General features: G+C 46.2%; 17 protein-coding genes. 10 read left to right on the top strand and 7 right to left on the bottom strand.

The window, feature by feature from the left end; genetic code table 11:
- Positions 1–121 precede the first annotated feature (121 nt).
- The 3 genes from X965_RS08135 to X965_RS08145 all read left to right on the top strand — a co-directional run bounded on the left by X965_RS08135 (position 122) and on the right by X965_RS08145 (position 2,674).
- Positions 122–664 (top strand): ACT domain-containing protein, encoded by a 543-nt coding sequence (locus X965_RS08135; RefSeq protein WP_004235282.1) that lies wholly within the window; start codon positions 122–124, stop codon positions 662–664.
- A gap of 37 nt (positions 665–701) precedes the next feature.
- Positions 702–1,172, top strand: a complete 471-nt coding sequence (gene bcp / locus X965_RS08140) for a thioredoxin-dependent thiol peroxidase (protein ID WP_004239939.1) — start codon at positions 702–704, stop codon at positions 1,170–1,172.
- A gap of 167 nt (positions 1,173–1,339) precedes the next feature.
- Positions 1,340–2,674 carry a filamentous hemagglutinin N-terminal domain-containing protein gene (locus X965_RS08145; protein ID WP_036417725.1) on the top strand — a complete coding sequence of 445 codons (1,335 nt, stop codon included), beginning with the start codon at positions 1,340–1,342 and terminating at the stop codon, positions 2,672–2,674.
- A gap of 61 nt (positions 2,675–2,735) precedes the next feature.
- Here X965_RS08145 and X965_RS08150 read toward each other — a convergent pair whose 3' ends face one another.
- The gene (locus X965_RS08150) at positions 2,736–3,818 is read right to left on the bottom strand and encodes an AI-2E family transporter (protein ID WP_004239935.1); all 1,083 of its coding nucleotides are present in this window, start codon (positions 3,816–3,818) and stop codon (positions 2,736–2,738) included.
- Positions 3,819–3,954: 136 nt separating this feature from the next.
- Between X965_RS08150 and X965_RS08155 the strand changes: the two genes are divergently transcribed.
- Positions 3,955–5,418, top strand: a complete 1,464-nt coding sequence (locus tag X965_RS08155; protein WP_004235274.1) for a M48 family metallopeptidase — start codon at positions 3,955–3,957, stop codon at positions 5,416–5,418.
- Positions 5,419–5,429: 11 nt separating this feature from the next.
- Positions 5,430–5,783, top strand: coding sequence for an arsenate reductase (glutaredoxin) (gene arsC, locus X965_RS08160; protein WP_036417727.1), 354 nt, complete (start codon positions 5,430–5,432; stop codon positions 5,781–5,783).
- Between the two features lie 39 nt (positions 5,784–5,822).
- Here the strand turns inward: arsC and X965_RS08165 are convergent, their stop codons facing one another.
- From X965_RS08165 to X965_RS08175, 3 genes are all read right to left on the bottom strand, one after another.
- Positions 5,823–6,329, bottom strand: a complete 507-nt coding sequence (locus X965_RS08165; protein WP_004235272.1) for a contact-dependent growth inhibition system immunity protein — start codon at positions 6,327–6,329, stop codon at positions 5,823–5,825.
- 100 nt (positions 6,330–6,429) lie between these two features.
- Positions 6,430–6,936 (bottom strand): contact-dependent growth inhibition system immunity protein, encoded by a 507-nt coding sequence (locus X965_RS08170; protein WP_072144567.1) that lies wholly within the window; start codon positions 6,934–6,936, stop codon positions 6,430–6,432.
- Position 6,937: 1 nt separating this feature from the next.
- Positions 6,938–12,229, bottom strand: a complete 5,292-nt coding sequence (locus tag X965_RS08175; RefSeq protein WP_036417729.1) for a DUF637 domain-containing protein — start codon at positions 12,227–12,229, stop codon at positions 6,938–6,940.
- A gap of 262 nt (positions 12,230–12,491) precedes the next feature.
- Here X965_RS08175 and X965_RS08180 point away from each other — a divergent pair, with 262 nt between their 5' ends.
- The 5 genes from X965_RS08180 (at position 12,492) to X965_RS08200 (ending at position 17,421) form a co-directional block, all read left to right on the top strand.
- Entirely contained in the window at positions 12,492–13,049 is a 558-nt protein-coding gene (locus X965_RS08180; RefSeq protein ID WP_004235269.1) for a filamentous hemagglutinin N-terminal domain-containing protein, read from the top strand.
- A 191-nt stretch (positions 13,050–13,240) separates the two neighbouring features.
- Entirely contained in the window at positions 13,241–13,870 is a 630-nt protein-coding gene (locus tag X965_RS08185; RefSeq protein WP_004235263.1) for a CDP-alcohol phosphatidyltransferase family protein, read from the top strand.
- Between the two features lie 2 nt (positions 13,871–13,872).
- Positions 13,873–15,639, top strand: a complete 1,767-nt coding sequence (locus tag X965_RS08190) for a bifunctional alpha/beta hydrolase/class I SAM-dependent methyltransferase (RefSeq protein ID WP_036417731.1) — start codon at positions 13,873–13,875, stop codon at positions 15,637–15,639.
- A gap of 65 nt (positions 15,640–15,704) precedes the next feature.
- Complete coding sequence (locus X965_RS08195) at positions 15,705–17,036, top strand: dual specificity protein phosphatase family protein (RefSeq protein WP_036417732.1); 1,332 nt, start codon at positions 15,705–15,707, stop codon at positions 17,034–17,036.
- Positions 17,029–17,421: a hypothetical protein gene (locus X965_RS08200; RefSeq protein ID WP_004239924.1), complete on the top strand. Its 393-nt coding sequence runs from the start codon at positions 17,029–17,031 to the stop codon at positions 17,419–17,421. Before X965_RS08195 ends, X965_RS08200 begins: the two co-directional genes overlap by 8 nt.
- Before the next feature lie 3 nt (positions 17,422–17,424).
- Here the strand turns inward: X965_RS08200 and hda are convergent, their stop codons facing one another.
- The 3 genes from hda to upp form a co-directional block, all read right to left on the bottom strand.
- Positions 17,425–18,141, bottom strand: coding sequence for a DnaA inactivator Hda (gene hda / locus X965_RS08205; protein ID WP_004239923.1), 717 nt, complete (start codon positions 18,139–18,141; stop codon positions 17,425–17,427).
- A gap of 153 nt (positions 18,142–18,294) precedes the next feature.
- A complete protein-coding gene (gene uraA, locus X965_RS08210; protein ID WP_036405800.1) occupies positions 18,295–19,584 on the bottom strand; it encodes a uracil permease in 1,290 nt (429 codons plus the stop codon).
- A gap of 69 nt (positions 19,585–19,653) precedes the next feature.
- On the bottom strand, positions 19,654–20,280 hold the full coding sequence (upp, locus tag X965_RS08215) for a uracil phosphoribosyltransferase (RefSeq protein WP_004235255.1): 627 nt from the start codon (positions 20,278–20,280) through the stop codon (positions 19,654–19,656).
- Positions 20,281–20,338: the final 58 nt, after the last annotated feature.

A 20,338-nucleotide genomic window follows, 5' to 3' on the forward strand; every position in this document is an offset into this window, starting at 1 on the left:
GCAGGTTTGATATGCCGCAATCATTTGATTATTACCGCAGAGCACACAACAGGTTATTGCTATCGGCCTTATCTTTCTTTATGTTTAACACATTCACGGTGTCATGAAGAGGAATGAGGGTTTGCCGCAACGCGATCAGCAATATCTGGTTATCACTGCACTGGGACGGGATCGCGCAGGGATTGTGAATGCGATTACCCGTCATGCCGGAGAGTGTGACTGTAATATCGAAGATAGCCGTCTGGCGATTTTCGGTGAGGAGTTCACGTTTATTATGATGCTGTCAGGCAGCTGGAATGCCATTGCCATGCTGGAGGCCACCCTGCCGGTACTGGCGGCGGAACTTGACCTGCTGACGGTCATGAAACGGACACAGCGCGGGCATCAGCCTGCGGCCACTACCGGTGTCAGTGCGCAGGTCACCGTGCCTGATGCCGCCGGGCTGGTGGAACGCTTTACCAATCTGTTTATGAGACTGGATTACACCCTGGCTGAACTGGTGTCCAAAACCCGGCCGGAGGATGATACAGACGCAGTACTGCTGGAGATTCAGATCACCGCGCATCACCCGACAGGGGAAAACAACGCGGTGCTGCAGCAGCAGTTTTACCGTCTTTGTGCTGAGTTACAGGCCGAAGGCACTATTACCCTGATGAATCATTAATGTTTGTGTTTATTATTACGTTTACGGAGAGTGTGTAATGAGCCCATTGAACGCCGGTGATAAGGCGCCCCTGTTCAGCCTTCCCGACCAGGATGGTGAATCAATCAGCCTGGCCGATTATGCCGGTCAGCGTGTGCTGGTGTATTTTTATCCCAAAGCCATGACGCCGGGCTGTACTGTCCAGGCATGCGGTCTGCGCGACAATATGGATGAACTGAAACAGTTCAATGTTGAAGTGCTGGGGATCAGTACAGACAAACCCGAAAAACTGTCTCGTTTCGCGGAAAAAGAGTTACTGAATTTTACCCTGCTGTCAGATGAAGACCACGCGGTTGCTGAAGCATTTGGCGTCTGGGGTGAAAAACAGTTTATGGGGAAAACCTATGACGGTATTCACCGCATCAGCTTCTTAATCGGCGCTGACGGTAAAATCGAGCATGTTTTTGATAAATTCAAAACCAGCGACCATGATCAGGTTGTGCTTGAATACCTCAAAGCTCACAGCTGATTTATTTGCCGGAATGATAAAAACACTATCTCCCGGTAGTGTTTTTTATATTCCTGATGTTTTTTTAAAAAAAAATACATATTCTGGATATTAGTACTTTGTAATTAAGTTAATATGATATTGTATCTCTGCTGACAATGATGTCACGCTATTAAAAGGGATACTTAATGAAGTTAACCAAAATTGCTACCGTATTATTATTTTTATCACCTGCTTATTTATCGGCGGCGACACAAGATTTCACCTATCGTGATGGTTATAAAATCACGACAGATCAGGCATCACCCGAAGTTAATATCCGGATTAAGGATAATAAACCGACACAATCAATCAGCACACCAAATTCAAATGGTATTTCACACAATTACTTTACTGAATTCAATGTCGGAAAAAATGGCCTGAATATTGATAATTCACCATCAGCTCGTGTGATTATCAACGAAGTAACCGGAACCAATATCAGTCAGCTCGATGGCACTATGGCCATTATTGGTAAACAAGCCAGTCTGGTCATTGCTAACCCGAATGGCGTTAACTGTAACAGCTGTGGTGTATCTAATGTTAGCCACCTGACACTATTAGCCGGAAATACTTCACTTGATGTTACTACAGGAAAACTAATCGGTTTTAAAAATATAACGAATAATGTTATCGTTAGTAATGTCAAAAAAAATGCGATAAAAAGCAACCTGACATTAACGGGAAACAGCGTTGAAATCAACAGCTCTTATGTTAATTCACCGCATACAACGATTAATATTGGTGCAGATAATATCGATCTTAAAAATAATCTTAACTCTCAGATTTCTGATATTAAATTAACCCCGGGGGAAGTAGTTAATAGTTCAGGCTCATATTCGAATTCATTGATCGACAGCGATACTAAAATACGCGGTAAAATGACCGTCAATGCCAAAAATGCAACGTTAACAAATAACGGTAATATTATATTATCGGAGGTTAACTTAAACTTACTACATTCTGAACTTATTAATGATGGTTATCTTAAAGCATCAAATATTAATATTAATGCAAAAAATGGTAGTATTTCTAATTATCAAAAGATTAGTACAAAAAATCTGACTGTTGATTATAATGGCAATTTCTCCATTTACAATACTACAGCAGGGGAAAAACCAAATAATTTTTATGCCCAAAATATGTCCATTAACAGTCATAACATCAACCATATGATTGACCTGAAAAATAATGCATATCAGGGTTATCTGCGAGATAATACCTTATCTGTCAGTAATGATACCGGTGCCACATTTGCAACCGGACAATTCAATATTGCAGGAAAGCATGACGCCGTACACATTAAAAACGATGGCATAATGTTTACCGGAAAAATGAATGTCACTGCCGGTTCAGTACAATTCTATAATGACCATTATCTGAGAACAGATGCTGACTCTGCAATACATGGTATTGTTGGTGTTTATGGCAATGGTTCCCGGAATGAGAACGTGTCAGTTACCACCCATAATTTTGATATCTGACCGAATAGCGGTATGAATATAAAAGTGATGTTTTATAAAAACATCACTTTTTATTTTTTGATTATTCCTTTGATACTGATTGTATATTATCTTCAGCAACCTCTTCAGGCCAGGAATGAATCACTGCTTTAATCAGGGTTGCTAACGGGATAGCAAAGAATACGCCCCAGAATCCCCATAATCCGCCGAAAATAATAATCGACAAAATAATCACCAGCGGATGCAGGTTCACCGCCTCAGAATAGAGGATCGGCACCAGGATATTGCTGTCCAGCCCCTGCACCACCAGATAGGCGATAAACATGGTCCAGAAATCCGAATCCAGTCCCCACTGGAACAGCCCGACCAGAACCACCGGCACCGTCACAATCACCGCCCCCACATACGGGATAAGGACTGACAGCCCCACCAGCACACCCAGCAGTAACGCATAATTCAGGCCGACCACCGCGAAGACGATATAAGTACAAACACCGACAATAATCATCTCGGTGACTTTGCCGCGGATATAGTTGGAAATCTGCTGATTCATCTCCACCCACACTTTCCCGGCCAGTGAGCGGTTACGCGGCAGAATACGCTGAAAACCGCGCAGCAGCTGTTCTTTATCTTTCAGTAAAAAGAACACCATCAACGGCACCAGAATCAGATAAATGGTCAGCGCCAGTAATCCCACCAGTGACGCCAGCGACATTTTCACCACTGAATCCCCGACTGAGAGCAGCTTGCTGCGGGCATTATCGAGGATCATATCCATCAGCCCGACATCCATCAGCGCAGGGAAACGGTTCGGCAGTTCACGGGCGAACTCATTGAAACGACTGAACATATTCGGCATATCCAGCAGCAGGTTACGCCCCTGTCCCCAGACCGTCGGCGCGAGGATAAAGATCACCAGCACGCTGACCCCGATAAACAGCGTCAGGATCAGCATAATCGCCAGCTTGCGCGAGCAGCCCCGTTTTTCCATCTGATGAATCGGCCACTCCAGCAGGTACGCCAGTACAATTGCCACCAGCAGCGGCGCTAAGATACCGCTGAAAAAATAAATAATTCCGAAACCCGCCAGTAAAATAACGGTCAAAGCAACTGCCTGCGGATCGGCAAAACGTCGTCGGTACCACTGAATGATCAAATCTAACATTGTTCTGCTCCCGGGATTAGCGGCAAAAATATGACAAATCCTGCCCACCGGGCAGACTGTGTGAGGATTTTACTTGAGTGTTTGCTATGATACACGAATTATTACCAGTGATAATCAACGGGGAAAGCGTCATCCTATGAATACGTTTCTGAAAAAACCGTTAGCCGTCTTACTGAGCCTTGCCCTGACCTTCCCGGTACTGCCTGCCGCACAGGCTGCGGTTGAGGATGCGTTACCTGAAATCGGCACCACCGCCGGCGGTACACTCAGTATCGGACAGGAAAACCTGATGGGGGACTTTTATCTGCGGATGATCCGCAGCAGCTCCCCGATGGTCTATGATCCTGTTTTGCTGCAATATATCAATAATCTCGGCCAGCGTCTGGTCTCAAACGCTGACTCGGTCAAAACCCCGTTTAATTTTTTCCTGATAGCCAACCCGAACATTAACGCCTTTGCCTTCTTCGGCGGCAATGTGGTTCTGCACACCTCCCTGTTCCGCTACAGCCTGACAGAAAGTGAACTCGCCTCTGTGATGGCGCACGAAATCGCTCACGTTACCCAGCGCCACCTGGCGCGGATGATGGAAGATCAGCAGAACAAAGCACCGCTGGCCTGGGCGGCCACTCTGGGCTCTATCCTGCTTCTGATGACCGGCACCCCGGTCGGTGCCGCCGCCATGACCTCGACCATGGCCGGGATCCAGCAGAATATGATCAGCTTTACACAATCCAACGAGCAGGAAGCGGACCGCATCGGCATGGGCACACTGAGCCGTGCCGGGTTTGACCCGCAGGGTATGCCGGACTTTATGACCATCATGGTGGATATGTCCCGTTACAGCTCCAAACCTCCGGAAATGCTGCTGACTCACCCCCTGCCGGACAGCCGTCTGGCGGATGCGCGCAGCCGTGCCGGTCAGATGCCGCGTAAAAATCCGCCACAGTCCTTTGATTTCCTGCTGGCGCGCGCCCGGGCGATGGCAATGTACGGCGGCCAGCCGCTGCGCAATGCGACTGACCAGATGATTGATAACTACAGCAAAGGCAACAGTAAAGAACAAATGGCGGCGGATTATGCCCGTGCCATTCTGCTCTACCGTGACAACAAATATGAACCCGCCTCACAAATTCTGTCGAAATTACTGGCTGCCGATCCTGACAATGTCTGGTTTATCGATGTCATGACAGATGTGGATATCGGTCTGAACAGAACCTCTCAGGCGGTGACCAGGCTGGAAAATGCCCTGAAACGGGAACCGGGGAATTCGGTATATCAGATAAACCTCGGTAATGCCTATATTCAGAATAAACAATATGATAAAGCAACTAAGATTCTGCGCAATTATACCTTTGATCACCCTGCTGACCCGAGCGGCTGGGATCTGCTGGCAGAAGCAGGCGGAAAAGCCGGCCGCCGCACGGACGAACTGGCCGCACGGGCGGAATATCAGAACTTAATGGGCAACTTTGACGGTGCTATCCGCAGCCTGACCGAAGCCGCCCGTCAGGCGAAACCCGGCAGTTATGATCAGGCGCGTTATGATGCGCGGATTGACCAGATCCGCCAGTTACAGCTGCAATTCAAACAATTTAAATAATGAGGAAAACCATGACTGAGACTGTCACTATCTGGCACAACCCGCGCTGCTCCAAAAGCCGTGAAACTCTGGCACTGCTGGAAGAAAACGGCGTGTCTCCGGCAGTAATGCTCTATCTGGACACTCCGCCGTCAGTGGCAGAAATCAAAACTGTGCTCCGTGAGCTGAAATTTGATGACGCCTGCAAACTGATGCGCACCAAAGAAGCCCTTTACAGTGAGCTGGGGCTCGCGACAGTGACCGATCAGGAAGCACTGATTCAGGCCATGCATGATAACCCGAAACTGATTGAGCGCCCGATAGTGATTAAAGGCAAACAAGCCCGCCTCGGCCGTCCGCCGGAGCAGGTGCTGGAGATTATCTGAACCTGATCATCTGTCCCCGGTGACCGCCGGGAACAGAACTCAGAATTGCCTTCCCTTACAGCGGGAAAACGCCTCGATAACGGCATTACCCAACTCTTCATCTGAAGCCGATACCGGAATAATGACATAATCAGTTTCTGATATACCATCACCGTCCCAAGCTTCAAGTTTAATATGGTTTGAAGGTTTTATTGTAATAAGGTCACCAACCTGCCTTGCATTACATGTATTCATTTGTTTAAAAAGTGTTTTTTTATTTTTATATCCGCGCAATTGAATGATGTTTTTAATCCATTCTTCATATCTTTCTTTTACTTTTTTATAGTCAAAGAAATCATAATTTCCCGGATCTACTATCCGGCTTTGTTTCAGGCATTTCTTTAAACACAAACCGAGCATTTCCGCTGTGGTATCTTTTGATAACAGACAAGACTCAAACAGGTTATCCACAATTAAAATACCATGCCCGGACATGGTATCAACATGATAAAAATCGCCATTAAAACCTATTCTGGCATTTAACCCCTGTTCAGTATTTTGGTTCATATTTATTCACCTTTTATAATGGTTATTTTAATCTCTATATTCTTATCATTCGCTGAACCAATGATACCTTATGTCCTCCGGTAACTGCCGGGAACAGAACTCAGAATTGCCTTCCCTTACAGCGGGAAAACGCCTCGATAACGGCATTACCCAACTCTTCATCTGAAGCCGATACCGGAATAATGACATCGTCAGTTTCTGATATACCATCACCGTCCCAAGCTTCGAGTTTAATATGGTTTAGGGGTTTTATTTTAATAATATTACCAACTTGCCTTACAAGGCATTTATTCATTTTTTTAAAAAGTAATTTTTTATTCTTATATCCGCATAACCTCATTAACTTTACTATGTTTTCTTTATAATTCTCCTTGTTTAATTCATGATCAAATATATAATAACTTTCAGACTCTCCATCTTTATTTTTTGTAAGAACCTGCTTTAAACTTAAGCCAATATTGTCAATTGCTGCATCCACAGGAATAATAATATCACCAAATAAATAGTCCGGTATTAACAACCCATGATTAATCATCCTTAAAAAATAAAAATAATCTTCATTAAAACTTACGACTGCATTAAACTCATCCGAATTTATCGAATTCATACTAATTACCTTTTATAATGGTTATTTTAATATCTATATTTTTATCGTTTGCGTTCTTTACTGCACTATTTATTGACTTCCATTGTTCAGATGTTGTTTTTTCCGGAAGACCAATATGTAATACTCTTTTCTTGATATCATCTGTGCTCAATGGAGTACCCTCTTTTATGTGATCTGTAAACTGAGCCATTTTATTAACATGGCCATTAATGATATATTTTATGGCATCAGGTTTATTTAGTCTACTATCTGTTTGAGTGTTAATAGTTTTTACGCTAATCGCTATTTTATCTTTACTGTCATAATAATCAAAGGTTTTGAATCCATCCGGGAGTTTTGAGCCTGGCGGTAATTGTGTACCAATATAATGCTCAAACGGCATACCCTGCTGGTTGACAGAGGAACCTGACTGATACCATTTCATCGGGATTTTATTGCCCTTTTTATCGGTGGTATAGATTTGATTTAAATCTGCATAACTGACCTTTCTGATATGTTTATGCATTCTGGCAGGATTACCTCTCCTGCCATTCACTGATGACATCAATATACTGTCGATAATAATTTCGGCAGTTGCTTTTTCCAGACCGGTAAAATCTGTTATATATTCCGCATATTGATTACGGACAAAATCATCAATATCATCATGTCTTTCAGTTTCACTGTAAGTAAAAAGCTGTACTTTTTCAGGTGCAACTGACCAGGGATAATAACGAATGCCGTCATCCGCTTTTGTCACCCAGTAATTTGTCAGTAAATTATCTTCAAGATATGTCTCCGGATATTTTGCCATTAACGCATCAAAACGTAATTTATCCGGTGAATTTGCAGATTCCTGCACAGTACAGTTGATCAGACGGCAACCTGCTGCAAGCAGGCGCTCTTTTTTAAAATTATCACCGTCAGCCAGTTCCTCTATCGCCTTTAATTCCTGCAAATGAAACTGACGGTTATAACGTTCAACGATCTCAGCAGCATCCGCCGCAGTGGTCAGCCCGTTGATATGGCCTGTTGCAATCAATCCGGCAACAGCACCTGTCATCCGGGCCAGCTGTGCCTGTTGTTCATGTTCCTGCGCTGTCTGATCTAAAGAATCGCCTAATATAATACCGGCTGCCGACGCTGCCAGCGCCCCGGTAACCGCTCCTCTGACACTCCGGTTGGTCAGCTCAGCTCTGACAGCAGCAACCGCAGCATGCGTAATTGCTTTGCCCGGTTCCGTTAATATTTCACCGTGGTCACCAATTAATTTTGCGCCCTCAGCATTAAACTGACTTCCCGTGTTACTGAGAAGCGCACTAATAAAGTTCTCCCTGAAACTTGTTTCTGATACTGCCGAACCCACCGCTGAGCTGATTACAGACTGGGCGGAAACGCGCTGTGCAACCTTGTGCCAATCTCCGTCACTCAGTAACGGAATCCGCGATTGTGCCGGATTTCCGTTCTGCCAGCCCATCGATTTATCCAGACCATTGAACGCCCCTCCGACAACCATCTGACCAATAACAGACTTAACACTTTCACTGCGCCCCAGAGATTTAAATGTTTCAGATAAATTGCCTTTATTCTCCGCCAGTGCAACCGCTGCCTGTGTTGTCAGTGCTATCATTCCGGAATGCGCGGCTCCGGAAATAACAGCGGCAGCCGTTCCTGTGGCTGCGGAAGATGCGGTACTCCCCGCCCACGCTGCCAGCCCGGAGCCCGATGTCGCAGCGGTGACGGCGACAGCCAGAACAGCCGATGCCACCGGATTAAGGTGCTGCTCTTTATAGTCCCAGCGCTGATAGGCATCTGCGACCCGGTTCCACTGAACATCATCACGGGTTATCAGTTCTTTCAGCCAACCTGTTCCGGTATGGCTGCTCAGCATCATTGCGGATTCTTTAAATTCAGGAATGCTGAAAGTTTTACTGTCTGCGGTTATGCCTTTTGCTGCATCAACAGATAAATTTCCGCCGTAATAAATCTGCGGCAACCGCCAGCGGCTCAGCGAGTGCCCCTGATCCCGGCGGGTAATGTAAAAACCCTTTGAATGGCTGACGGTTTGCTCATAAAGTGAGTCGTTAACAGCTTTAAAATTAATTTTCCCTGAGATACTTTTCAGCCTGGCATTTTTAGCTGCTGAAATTTTTGCAGCTTCAAGTGTGATATCATCCAGGGCGATTAAATTAATATCTTCTTTCGATGTAAATTCTGTCGTTTTATTTTTTACTTCATACTTTACCTTTGTAACTTCTTTTTTTGTTATACAGAATGTCCAACGATTACATTTCTTTTTCTTATCTTCATAATGACTCGTTTCTTCCATTGCCTGTGCATATAAATACCCGCCCTTTGCCGAGATATCCATTACACCATCAGAAATAAGCTCAGCACCCTGAAATAAAACACTGCCTTCAGACAATAGTGTTAATTTATTCTTGCTTTTTACCAGTGTACTGACATGGCGATATGTATCTTCCAGATAATCACGTCTTTTCTGACGATAGTGTATTTTTTCAGATCCCAACTGAATATTTCCACTGCTATGAATATATATATCATCATCAGAGGAGAGTATTGCTGCATGCAGATTAACATCACCTTCCGCCACTAATGTAATATTTTTCTTTGCTGTAAGATAAGAACTTACATAGCGATTATCAATGTAATCATCATAAGAATACCTTATTGCTGAATAAGGAATCCCTGCCAGGCTAAACTCCCCGCCAGAAAACAATAATAAAGACTCATCAGCATGCAGGCCTGCATTCAATAGATTTACATCTCCGGCAGAGTTAATAATAAAGTTTCTTTCTGAATGAATGCGTATTTTGGGCCTTAAATATCTTGCATAGATATCACTACGGCCTTCCCATTTTTTATCAAAGGTAATATCTATATTTCCGCCGGAATAAAAACCTATATCATTTTTGCTGCTAATATCTGTACCATTAATAGCAATATCACTTCCGGCATTCAGGGTGATATAATCTGAAAGTGTCCATTCCTGAAATTTATCTGACAGTGATTTTATTTCATAATCTGCCTTTTTTGTGGATATTCCTGATATCGTTTTCGGATCAAAATCAATCAGTATATTTTTTCGGGAAGATAAATCCACATGACTATTTAATGTGAATGCTATATTTTTGAATGTAATATCACCTCCTGCATCTGCATAGATGCCACCAGGTGCATGTAACAGAGGCAGCGCAGAAATGTCAGATGTAAATACAGGCCTGATTCCTGTTGAGTATATTACATCGCCTTTCTTTGCAATAAGAGACAGCTCACCGGACTTTATATTGGTATTTTCAAGTTCAATACTATCTGCTGTTAATGATAATGACTTACCCGCTACCAATGTACTTTCACGTGAATAAATTTTCTCTTTAGCCTGAACATTTAAATTATTAATTGCACCTATTTTTGACTTCAAATCTATTGATGAAGAATTCAACAATATATTTTCTGCAGCTAAATGATGACTAAAACTATCTCTGATAATCTCATTTACCGGATAGTGTTTTTCAGGGATCTTACTCTCTACATTAATTGTATTGCTATAATCTATAATCAGATTTTCTGAACTTACAGATGGACTGTCAGCCACCCCATGGCTAATCCATGTATAAAATTGCTCCTTTTTCTGAAAGGGAATTTTAATATCATTAACCATTACCCCGGGGGGAATAGTATCCGGCTCAACAAAAAAACGCAGCCATTCACTGTTTATATCTTCCGGTTCATATCTTTCCCATAGTTTTAAAATACCCAGACCATGATTTTTAATATTGATATCCTTGCCGGTTAAAACTATATTTCCCCCTGCAGATAAAAATGAATCATTATTGTCAAAGTGATTCGCATTTATATATATTTTTTTACCGGAATCTATATACGCAGGATGATAATCACTCTTATATCTCACTGCATATTTTTCAACATTAACACTGTCATTAGCTAGTAAATCTATTTCATCAAACCATTTTTCATATTTAAAGTTTTTTAATTCCGGATATACAATCAATAACCCATCTCGCCGCCACATAGGCAAATAACGCAACTGATTCCCGACGCTGCGAACCTCGGTAGATTCTGCCGGAATCTTAAAAAACTCAACAGGCTCAGAGTTACTGACATTAGTTAATGTCTTTGCTTTTATAATTAAATTACCACGTTCAGACTTTAGTGAAGCTGATTTATTAACAACACTCTTGCTAAAATCACCTTCCGGATTTTTTTGTATCCATAAATTTTCCTCTGCCTGTATAATTGCTTCGTGGCCCTGATTATTAACAACATCAGAAAAAATACGTGCATTACCTTTTGATATAACCTCTCCGGCATTTAAAATATCATTTGATATAAGAGTAGTATCACGACCGGAAGCAACCTTTGCTTTATCTTTTATAATAATGTTGTCGGCTATTACTCTTATTCTTTCTTTTGATGTTATATTTCCCGATAATAATACCGCTTTTTTTGCTGTTACACTTATACCATTATTAACAGACTCAATATTATTTAGTTGTACATTGCCATCACTACTTGTATTAATAATGCGAATTTTTTCAGCCGAAATCCCACCTTCCTCAGTCATATTTACTGATGATGATTGATTCCCCATAAAACCGGATATAGATTCCTGAATACCATCCTGGTAATTAATTTTATTTGTACCATTTATAATAAAAAGATTTTTTGTATTTATCTTTCCATTTATTTTCGTATCAGCACTGATAAGATTAGTATTTTTTTGTGCATATGTATCCATCCCTTTTTTATTTATCGTGATTGATCCATTTCTTACATTGAGAGATGAAAATTTATTTTCAGGATTAAAATTCACATTCCCCGTGGCAAGTGTAATATCTGGCGTGTTAATGAAATGACAGCCATCACAGGTAATACCATTGGGATTAGCAATAATAACTGATGCCGGGTTACCGGAAACCTCCATAGCCCCCGAAAAGTCAGATAGACCATCACTGATTACCTCATTAATAATTAAACTGGCACTACTCCCCCGCAGATTTATGTTTCCCTCTATTTCACCTGCCAGATAAGATTGACTGTCTTCTGTTCCGTTATTTAATACCACGCCGACTTCAGAAACATTAAACTTACTGTATTGATTATGTGACAATCCATTTCCATCCGGCCTTGAAATGTCAATAATAGTTATATCTCTTTTGACATTTACTTTTAAACGGTTATTAGCCGGAGTTATTTCTGATGCATATATATAATAGGGAAAAACAGAAAATAATATAATAAATAATTTTTTCATCTTATTAATAAAGCACATAACACCTCCGGTGTGTTAATTAAGCAATACAGTCATACACTCACCAGAAGATATCCTATGAACAATCATTGCTGATACTCATGATGACCTTATCAATAATAATTAATTCATTCCTGAAACAAATACCCTGTATTTTTATTTATTAATTTATAACTTTATCTATTTTTAGATCTTATGTTCTTTTTATGAAATCGTCATTTATTTCAAGTGGTAAAGTTCGTTTGGTTATTTACACTTAATATAATGATTAAAGGAATAAATCATGAAAAAAACATTAACGGCGTTATCATTCATTTCCGTTGCATTATTCTCTGCTGCTGTTGCCGCCGGACCGGGAAGCACAGAATATACCTACCGTAACGGCGATAAAATCCGGGTAGCCAGTCCGGAAGCGGAAACATCGCTGTTTAAAGATAAATCAGGGAAACCGGTTTTGGTGATTACATCACCGGATAACCGCGGGATCTCGCATAATATTTTTACTGACTATAATGTCGGCAAGCAAGGCCTCGTCATTCATAATAAAGAAAATGCCAAAACCATTATTAATGAAGTGCTCGGCAACAATAAAACCCACCTGCGCGGTAATACCTTTGTCGCCGGCGGCAAGGCCAGTCTGGTGATTGTTAACCCGAATGGTGTGATCTGTCAGGATTGCAGCTCAACCAATACCTCACTCTATTCTCACCGCGAAACACTGCCGGTGGTTATCAATGCTGCAAAAAATAATGAGGTCATTTTTGATGTCCGCAAACCGCTGCATGCATCAGAACGTCTGACCGGCATCAGTCATAATATTTCCGTAAATTCACCGCGCTGACCCCCTGTTATACCGCCGTTTTCACGGCGGTATTGCTTTTATCAGAAACTTTCCCTGCCGCAGACTGTCATACCTGTAACAACACAGCCCTGTGATCACACCGTATTAACTTAAGAAAACTCTTATTGCGGCGATCACAGAATAACGTATTGATAATACAGATAACTGACTGTGTATCATCAGGGAAAAAAATGACCATTTATGATCTAAAACCGAAGTTTCAGAACTTGCTGCGTCCCGTGGTAATCCGCCTGTTTAATGCCGGAATCACGGCCAACCAGGTCACGCTGGCGGCGATGTTCCTTTCCCTGCTTACCGGTTTCATCCTGATCCTGTTTCCCGATCCGCGCCTGTTTCTGCTTCTGCCGCCGGTGCTGTTTATCCGGATGGCGCTCAATGCCATTGACGGCATGCTGGCCCGCGAACATCACCAGAAAAGCCGCTTCGGCGCGATCCTCAATGAACTGGGCGATGTGGTATCCGATACGATTCTTTATTTCCCGTTTGTCCTGCTGTTTCCGGGAGCAGCCATCTGGATACTGCTGACCCTGTTTCTCTCTGTACTGACTGAATTTATTGGTGTACTGGCACAAACTATCGGGGCATCACGCCGCTATGACGGCCCTGCCGGAAAAAGTGACCGCGCCTTTCTGTTCGGCGCACTGGGTCTGTGGGCGGCGGTTTTTCCCGCATCCCTTGACTCCGCACTGTTTCCGGTGCTGTTTGCGGTCTTTGCCGCCCTGCTGTTTCTTACCTGTTATCACCGTATCCGGCGTGCGTTGCAGGAATCTGCGCAACAAAGCGCATCTCAAAAGGACTGATTATGAGTGTATCTTCTGATTATCCGACTCAGCGTGAATCCATTGAATCTCACTTTACCACCAGTGACCAGCAGCGGTTATTCTTCCGTTACTGGCCTTCCGCAACCGCAGAAAAGAAAGCCATTATGCTGTTTCACCGGGGTCATGAGCACTCCGGACGTGTGGCACATCTTGCGGATGAGCTGGCGTTACCTGATTTCGCGGTATTTGCCTGGGATGCCAGAGGTCACGGCCGCAATGACGGGCCCAGAGGCTACAGCCCGTCGATGGGCACATCTATCAGCGACATCAATGAATTTATTAACTTCATTTCATCTGAGTATGAAATTCCTATCGAGAACATGGTCGTGCTCGGACAAAGTGTCGGCGCAGTCACCCTGACCGGCTGGGTGCATGATTTCGCACCGAAGATCCGGGGTCTGGTACTGGCTTCTCCGGCCTTTAAAGTCAAACTCTATGTGCCGTTTGCCCGCAGCGGACTGGCGCTGATGCAGAAAATTCGCGGGCTGTTTTATGTTAATTCCTACGTTAAAGCCAAATATCTCACCCACGACCCGGTACGTATCGCTTCATTTGAGCGGGATCCGCTGATCACCCGGCCGATTGCCGTCAATATCCTGCTGGAGCTCTACAAAACCGCTGACCGTCTGGTGGCGGATGCTGCCGCGATAACAGTGCCGACTCAGCTGTTTATCTCCGGCAGTGACCACGTGGTGCACCGCAAGCCGCAGAATCAGTTCTATGCGCGGCTTAACACCCCGTATAAAGAAAAACATATTCTGCCGGGGTTTTATCACGACACTCTGGGCGAAAAAGATCGTCATATCCCGCTGGCGGAAATCCGCCGCTTTGTCACCACCCTGTTTGAACAGCCGCGCTATCAGCACGATTACCGGTTTGAGGATGTGTGCAGCGCCGGTGCCGATGCTTATCGTGAATTGCAGGTTCCGCTGCCGGATTACTGCCCGAAAAATCTCGGTTATAAACTGCTCAGCAAAGCGATGTCCACCCTCGGCAAAGCCTCGGAAGGCGTCAGTATCGGCTACGATAAAGGCTTTGATTCCGGATCCACCCTCGATTATGTCTACCGTAACCAGGCTCAGGGCAAAGGCATTTTCGGCCGCATTGTTGACCGCCAGTATCTCAACAGTATCGGCTGGCAGGGGATCCGCCAACGCAAAGTGAATATTGAGAAAATTCTGCGCCGCACCATCCGGGCATTGCAGGAAGAGGGTCAGCCGGTGCGGATCATGGATATCGCTGCCGGTCAGGGCCGCTATCTCTTTGATGCAATTAATGATTACAGCCGGATAGAATCTGTTCTGATGCGCGATTACAGCACCATCAATGTGGAACAGGGTCGTTTACAGATCAAAGAGCGCTTCCTGGAAGACAAAATCCGTTTTGAAGAGGGCAATGCCTTTGATACCGCCGATCTGGCGGCGGTCACCCCGAAACCGACCCTCGGTGTGGTGAGCGGGTTATATGAACTGTTCCCGGAAAACCATCTGCTGCGCGATTCCCTTGCCGGGCTGGCGCAGGCGATTGAAAGCGGCGGTTATCTTGTCTACACCTGTCAGCCGTGGCACCCGCAGGTAGAAATGATAGCCCGCGTTCTGCCGAGCCATCAGGGCGGAAAAGCCTGGGTGATGCGCTGCCGCAGCCAGGGGGAAATGGATGCGCTGGTGGATGAGGCCGGATTTGAAAAACTGGATCAGCTCATTGATAACTGGGGTATTTTCAGTGTCTCAGTCGCCAGACGCCGCTGATTGTTATCATACTGATGAAGATGCGCCTTTTTGCGCATCTTCTGTTTTACAGGGAATGAAAAATTATGTCTGATGCCGCACTGCCGCTGCCCGCTTCCCGCCGTAAACGGTGGGGATTTGCCCTGCTCTGGCTGCTGTTTCTGGCACCTTTCTTTTTTCTGACTTACGGACAGGTCAATACCTATACCGCGTCGCTGCCGTCAGTCCCTTCTTTTGCGTTCAGCTGGGAAACACATATTCCGTTTCTGCCGTGGACAATTATTCCGTACTGGAGCATCGATCTCTTCTACGGATTATCCCTGTTTATCTGCACCTCTCTGCGCGAACAGTGTATTCACGGGCTTCGGCTGGCAGTTGCGTCACTGACAGCCTGCGCCGGGTTCCTGATCTTTCCGCTGAAATTCAGTTTTCTCCGTCCGCAGACAGACGGTACCGCAGGCTGGATGTTTGACCAGCTGGAGATGTTTGATCTGCCGTTTAACCAGGCCCCTTCTCTGCATATCATTCTGCTGTGGCTGCTGTGGCTGCGCTTCTGGGCGCACACACCGCAGAAATGGCAATGGCTTCTGCACCTGTGGTCAATTCTGATCTTAGTTTCTGTACTGACAACCTGGCAGCACCATTTTATTGATGTGATCACCGGTGCCGCCACCGGTGTGGTGATAAGCTATCTGCTGCCGGTAAGTACACGCTGGCAGTGGGCCCCGCACCGTATCCGCCGCGGCTATCAGCTGGCCGGGCGGTACGCCGTTATTTCGCTGGTGCTGATAACAGCGGCTGTCGTGATAGGTGGTCAGGGCTGGTGGCTGCTGTGGCCGGGGCTGGCATTTTTATGCATCACGGCGGGTTATCTCGGGGCCGGCGCATCAGTGTTTCAGAAGGACAGCGCCGGGCGCATTTCACCCTCTGCCGCACTCCTGCTGCTGCCATACCGGATTGCGGCGCAAATCAGCTATTACTGGTATGCAAAACGGTGCCGTCACACCAGTGTGGTCAATGAGCATATCGCGCTGGGTGGTTATCCTGCCGCACCACTGACGGCTGCCGCCGTACTGGATATGACAGGGGAATTTCCCCGCAGTCGCTATACCGCCGGGCTGGCTTATCACTGTCAGCCGCAGCTGGATCTGTTTCCGCTGACAGAGATGCAGATTGAAACGGCGGTGAACAATCTCAGCCGCCTGGCGCAATCCGGTCAGGTTTATGTACACTGTAAACTGGGTTACACCCGCAGTACTACCGTCGTGGTCGCCTGGCTGATACGTGCCGGGCTGGCAGACAATGTGGAGCAGGCGCTGGCGGCCGTCAGACAGGCCCGGCCACAAATTGTTCTGCGGGAACAGACAATTGCCGCCCTGACCCGCTGGGCAGCCCGTTACGGAAAAAACGATGAATAACAGACCTCATGACGAACAGATAATTGTGATTTTTACGGCGGGCTGGCGTTTTTTGGCTGCCTTATCGGTGATGGCCTTTCTGACGCAGTTTCTGCTTTATATTTCCGGTTTTTCCGGTGAATATCCGATGGCGGCGGGGATCCTGTTCTTTCTGTGCGCCATGTATTTTATCTTCCGGTTGTGGCTGGATCACCATCTGTTCCGCCGCCTGGCACAATCGTCCGATACCGATATTTTTGATGAATCCCTGACGACACTGTTTCCGGGCAGAGCACAGCACACCCACTTCTCACAGCGCTGGCGCGGCACAAAACGGTTGTTTCAGCAGGGTGCACTCTGTATGGTGCTCCAGTGGGGGGTAACGGTGATTGCCCTGCTTAACTGATGGTCACAACCGCAGGATATCTTTGACAAACGGAATGGTCAGTTTGCGCTGGGCAACAATCGAGGCATGATCAAGCCTGTCCAGCATATCAAACAGTGTGCGCATCTGACGGTCGAGGCGTTTTAAGATAAAGCGCCCGACATCTTCCGGCAGCTCAAACCCGCGCAGCTTTGCCCGCAGTTGCAGTGCCTGAATTTTTTCGTCATCACTGAGCGGATGAAGTTTGTAAATCTGCCCCCAGTCAAGACGGGAAGCGAGATCCGGTAACTGCAGCGGGATCTGACGTGGCGGTCTGTCCCCGGTGATCAGCAGACAGGTCTTGCCGGTCTCCAGAATACGGTTATAGAGATTAAACAGCGCCATTTCCCACTCTTCATCCCCCGCAATACACTGCACATTATCAATACAGACCAGCGACAGATGCTCCATACCTTCCAGCACATCCGGCACAAACCAGGCGCGCTTATCCAGCGGCACATAGCCGACCGCCCGGTCTTTGGAAGAGACTTCGGCACAGGCCGCATGCAGCAGATGACTTTTACCGCCGCCATCGCGGGACCAGAAATAGAGATAGCTGCCGTGCGGCTGATTGATAGCCGCCTGAATAGCGGATAACAGGGATGCGTTTTCCCCTGCGTAGAAACTGTTGAAAGTCTCATCATCAGGGAGAGAGAGCGGTAATGACAGCTGAGATGGCGTGTTCAGAGTTACCTCGGCCAACGGGTGAACAAACACCGTTAGTTTAACATAAATTCACCGGCTAAATGAACCTTAACAACATACTTCCCGTACTCAGTGACGGAAAAAGCCGCAGAACCAACATGCCCGCCTTTACGGGCTCATCAGTCACTGCGGCTTTTTTTGTTATCTGAATCAGTCTTTCTTCACTTCATCCAGATTCACATCCACTACCCGCTCTTCCGGACGGATAATATTCACCAGACGGAACACCAGTGCCAGACCAATGCCGACAACCGTTGCCAGTGCCATGCCTTTCAGTTCAGCCGCACCGATATGGATGGTCGCACCACTGACACCGATAATCAGGATAACCGCCGTCAGAATCAGGTTCTGCGGCTTGTTATAATCCACTTTGGAATCAATCAGCACGCGGATACCGGATGCACCGATAACCCCGTACAGCAGCAGCGATACTCCGCCCATCACCGGCACCGGCACAGCAGCAATCGCGGCAGCCAGTTTACCGACACAGGAGAGCAGAATCGCCAGTACCGCCGCCCCGCCGATAACCCAGGAGCTGTACACTTTGGTGATGGCCATAACGCCGATGTTTTCGCCGTAGGTGGTGTTCGGTGTGGAGCCGAAGAAACCGGACAATACAGTCGAAAAACCGTTGGCAAACATAGAGCGGTGCAGACCGGGGTCTTTCATCAGATCACGTTTGACAATATTCGCCGTGACCACCAGGTGACCGACGTGCTCGGCAATCACCACCAGCGCGGCCGGTAAGATGGTCAGAATAGCGAACCACTCAAAACGCGGTGTGTAGAATGTCGGCAGTGCAAACCACGGTGCTTCACTTACCGGGGTCAAATCCACCGCGCCCATAAAGAAGGCCAGCGCATACCCGGTCAGTACTCCGATAAGGATCGGGATAATCGCCAGGAAGCCGCGGAACACCACAGAGCCGAGAATCGTCACCCCGAGTGTGGTCAGAGAGATAATCAGTGTGGTGCTGTCCGGCGTAGCGCCGTTCTCGAATTTCAGCCCGGCCATACCGGCAGCGGTTCCGGCCAGTTCAAGGCCGATAACCGCCACAATCGCCCCCATGGCCGCAGGCGGGAACAACACATTGATCCAGCCGCGTCCGGCGATTTTGACAATCCCCGCCACCAGCATAAATAACAGCCCGCAGATGATAAACCCGCCGAGAGCAAGTTCATACCCGAGCGGCAGTAAAATCAGCACCGGTGAAATAAAGGCAAAGCTGGAGCCCAGGTACGCCGGGATTTTTCCTTTACAGATAAACAGATACAGCAGCGTCCCGATACCGTTAAATAACAGGATCGTGGCCGGGTTTACCTGAAACAGGATCGGCACCAGAACAGTAGCACCGAACATCGCAAACAGGTGCTGTAAACTTAACGGAATGGTGACCAGCAGTGGTGGGCGTTCATCGACTTCAATAACGCGGCGCGTCATCTTAAACCTCTTAAATGATTACTCAGGGATATGCCAAAAAAAAGCCGACTATCAAGTCGGCTCATTAACTTATTTCGTACCAAATATCTTATCGCCCGCATCACCCAGGCCCGGCACAATGTAACCGTGTTCGTTAAGGTGATCGTCGATGGATGCGGTATACAGCTCAACATCCGGGTGGGCTTTTTCCAGCGCTTTCAGACCTTCCGGCGCTGCAACCAGCACAAGGATTTTAATCGCGGTGCAGCCTGCTTTTTTCAGCAGATCGATGGTAGCGATCATTGAACCGCCGGTTGCCAGCATCGGGTCAACCACCAGCGCCATACGCTCTTCAATATTAGAGGCTAATTTCTGGAAGTACGGTACCGGCTCCAGTGTTTCTTCATCACGGTAAACACCGACAACACTGATACGGGCACTCGGGATGCTTTCCAGCACACCGTTCATCATACCGATACCCGCACGCAGGATTGGCACAACGGTAATCTTTTTACCCTTGATTTGTTCAATTTCGACCGGACCACACCAGCCGTCAATTGTCACTTTCTCAGTTTCTAAGTCTGAAGTTGCTTCATAGGTCAGCAGGCTACCGACTTCTGAGGCCAGTTCACGAAAGCGTTTTGTGCTTATATCATGATCTCGCATCAGGCCAAGTTTGTGTTTAACGAGCGGGTGTTTTACCTCGACGACTTTCATGGGTTCTCCTACTGTGTAAGCCCTGGCGGACAAAAAAATCGCGAGATTATACCGCTTT

The organism is Morganella sp. EGD-HP17, from assembly GCF_000512315.2.
GTDB lineage: Bacteria > Pseudomonadota > Gammaproteobacteria > Enterobacterales > Enterobacteriaceae > Morganella > Morganella morganii.

Excerpts from the sequence above, each read along its gene's own strand:
- X965_RS08170 (WP_072144567.1), bottom strand. The coding sequence starts at position 6,936 with ATGAATTCGATAAATTCGGATGAGTTTAATGCAGTCGTAAGTTTTAAT.
- X965_RS08145 (WP_036417725.1), top strand. The coding sequence starts at position 1,340 with ATGAAGTTAACCAAAATTGCTACCGTATTATTATTTTTATCACCTGCT.
- X965_RS08200 (WP_004239924.1), top strand. The coding sequence starts at position 17,029 with ATGAATAACAGACCTCATGACGAACAGATAATTGTGATTTTTACGGCG.
- X965_RS08185 (WP_004235263.1), top strand. The coding sequence starts at position 13,241 with ATGACCATTTATGATCTAAAACCGAAGTTTCAGAACTTGCTGCGTCCC.
- X965_RS08165 (WP_004235272.1), bottom strand. The coding sequence starts at position 6,329 with ATGAACCAAAATACTGAACAGGGGTTAAATGCCAGAATAGGTTTTAAT.
- arsC (WP_036417727.1), top strand. The coding sequence starts at position 5,430 with ATGACTGAGACTGTCACTATCTGGCACAACCCGCGCTGCTCCAAAAGC.
- X965_RS08175 (WP_036417729.1), bottom strand. The coding sequence starts at position 12,229 with ATGTGCTTTATTAATAAGATGAAAAAATTATTTATTATATTATTTTCT.
- upp (WP_004235255.1), bottom strand. The coding sequence starts at position 20,280 with ATGAAAGTCGTCGAGGTAAAACACCCGCTCGTTAAACACAAACTTGGC.
- X965_RS08195 (WP_036417732.1), top strand. The coding sequence starts at position 15,705 with ATGTCTGATGCCGCACTGCCGCTGCCCGCTTCCCGCCGTAAACGGTGG.
- X965_RS08155 (WP_004235274.1), top strand. The coding sequence starts at position 3,955 with ATGAATACGTTTCTGAAAAAACCGTTAGCCGTCTTACTGAGCCTTGCC.
- bcp (WP_004239939.1), top strand. The coding sequence starts at position 702 with ATGAGCCCATTGAACGCCGGTGATAAGGCGCCCCTGTTCAGCCTTCCC.
- uraA (WP_036405800.1), bottom strand. The coding sequence starts at position 19,584 with ATGACGCGCCGCGTTATTGAAGTCGATGAACGCCCACCACTGCTGGTC.
- X965_RS08180 (WP_004235269.1), top strand. The coding sequence starts at position 12,492 with ATGAAAAAAACATTAACGGCGTTATCATTCATTTCCGTTGCATTATTC.
- X965_RS08150 (WP_004239935.1), bottom strand. The coding sequence starts at position 3,818 with ATGTTAGATTTGATCATTCAGTGGTACCGACGACGTTTTGCCGATCCG.
- X965_RS08190 (WP_036417731.1), top strand. The coding sequence starts at position 13,873 with ATGAGTGTATCTTCTGATTATCCGACTCAGCGTGAATCCATTGAATCT.